This window comes from Streptomyces sp. SID11385, assembly GCF_010548245.1.
In the GTDB taxonomy this organism is placed as follows: Bacteria; Actinomycetota; Actinomycetes; order Streptomycetales; family Streptomycetaceae; genus Streptomyces.
Window position 1 is genome coordinate 1 of the sequence record NZ_JAAGLR010000374.1, and the last position, 2,294, is coordinate 2,294.

1 protein-coding gene is annotated in these 2,294 nt (G+C 76.7%); it reads left to right on the forward strand.

Annotated features, from left to right (window positions below; translation table 11 throughout):
- On the forward strand, positions 1-2,294 hold a 2,294-nt coding region (locus G3I42_RS11075; protein ID WP_164284918.1), incomplete at both ends, for an amino acid adenylation domain-containing protein.

A 2,294-nucleotide genomic window follows, 5' to 3' on the forward strand; every position in this document is an offset into this window, starting at 1 on the left:
CCGCGCTCGCCGGGGTCGAGGAGGCGACCCGCCTCGTCGCCGCCCCGCCCGCCGGACCGATCGAGCCCGCCCAGGTACGGGTCGAACTGCCCGAGGCCACCACCGCGCGCCTCACCGCCCGCGCCCGCGCGCACGGCGTCACGCTCGGCACCGTCGTGCAGGCGGCGTGGGGGCTGCTCCTGTCCGGGCTCACCGGGCGGCAGGACGTCGTGTTCGGCACCACGGTGTCGGGGCGCGACGCCGCCGTGGACGGCATCGAGTCGATGGCGGGTCTCTTCATCAACACCCTTCCCACCCGCCTCGCCTGGGCTCCCGGGGACCCGCTCGGCACCGTCCTGGAACGACTCCAGCGCGAGCAGAGCGCGCTCCTGGACCACCAGCACCTCGGGCTTGCCGAGATCCAGCGCCTCGCCGGGCACGCGGGCGATGGCGAACTCTTCGACACCCTCGTGGTGTTCGAGAACTACCCGGCCGACGAGGACCTGAGCGACCCGACCGGAACCGTCCGCCTCACCGGGCACGCCTTCCACGACGCCGTGCACTACCCGCTCGCGCTCCTCGTGAAGCCGGGCCGCCGCCTCGACCTGCGCCTCAAGCACCACGCCGAACGCGTCGACGGGGCGACGGCGCACCTGCTCGCCGAGCGCCTGACCCGCGTACTCGACGCGCTCGCCGACGACACCGCGCGCCCCGCCGCCTCGTTGGACCTGCTCGCCGCCGATGAGCACGCGCGCATCGCCGCGCTCGGCGCGGGCGCGTCCCGCGAGGTCGCGCCCCTCACGCTGCCCGCCGCGATCGCCGCGCAGACCGCCCGCACCCCGGACGCGCTCGCCGTCGTGCACGAGGGGACACATCTCACCTACGCCGAACTCGACGCGCGCGCGGAAGCGTTGGCCCGCACGCTGCGCGCCCGGGGCGCCCGGCCCGAGGAGTTCGTCGCCGTCGCCGTGCCGCGCTCGGCCGGGCTCGTGGTCGCGCTGCTCGGCGTCCTCAAGTCCGGTGCCGCGTACGTGCCGCTCGACCTCGACCACCCCGCCGAGCGCCTGCGCCACGTCCTGGCGGACTCGGGCGCCCGCACCGTCGTCACGACCGCGGCGGACGCCGGACGCCTGCCCGCGGACCACGGACTCGACACGGTCCTCGTGGACGCCGAGGGACACGCGGCCGACGCGGGACACGCGGCCGACGAGACGGGAGCCGCGGCCCCCGCACACGCCCCGCACCCCGAGGCCACCCCCGACCACCCCGCCTACCTCATCCACACCTCCGGTTCCACGGGCCGCCCCAAGGGTGTCGTCGTCACGCACCGCGCGCTCGCCAACCGCCTCGCCTGGATGCAGGGCGCCTACGGGCTCACCGCCGCCGACCGCGTGCTCCAGAAGACGCCCGCGAGCTTCGACGTGAGCGTGTGGGAGTTCTTCTGGGCGCTGCGCGAGGGCGCCGCCGTCGTCCTCGCCGCGCCCGAGGGCCACCGCGACCCCGCCTACCTCGCCCGCACCGTGCGCGCCGAGAGCGTCACGGCCCTGCACTTCGTCCCCTCGATGCTGGACGCGTTCCTCGCCTCCGCCGAGGTGACGGCCGACCCGTCCTGGGCGGCCTCGCTCCGGCTCGTCTTCAGCAGCGGCGAGGCCCTGTCCGGGCAGGCCGCCGCGCGCTGGACCGCCCTGACCGGGGTGCCCCCGCACAACCTGTACGGGCCCACCGAGGCCGCCGTCGACGTCACGCACCACGCCTTCGACGGCGCGCCCGGCACGACCGTCCCCATCGGCCGCCCCGTGTGGAACACCGGCCTGCGCGTCCTCGACCCCTGCCTGCGCCCGGTCCCCGACGGGGTCCCCGGCGAGCTGTACCTCACCGGGGTCCAGCTCGCGCGCGGCTACCACCGCCGCCCCGCGCTCACCGCCGAACGCTTCGTCGCCGACCCGTACGGCGCCCCGGGCACCCGCATGTACCGCACCGGCGACCTCGTGCGCCGCCGCCCGGACGGCACGCTCGACTACCTCGGCCGCACCGACCGGCAGGTCAAGCTGCGCGGCAACCGCATCGAACCCGGCGAGATCGAAGCCGCCCTCACGCGGCTCCCCTCGGTCGCGCGCGGCGCCGTCCTCGTACGCGCACAGCGCCTCGTCGCCTACGCCGTCCCCGCCACCGGGACCACGGACCTGGAGCCCGCCGCCCTGCGCGCCGCGCTCGCCCGCGCCCTGCCCGCCGCGCTCGTCCCCGAGGACTACGTCGTCCTCGCCGATCTGCCCCTCACCCCGAGCGGCAAGCTCGACCAGGCCGCGCTGCCCGCG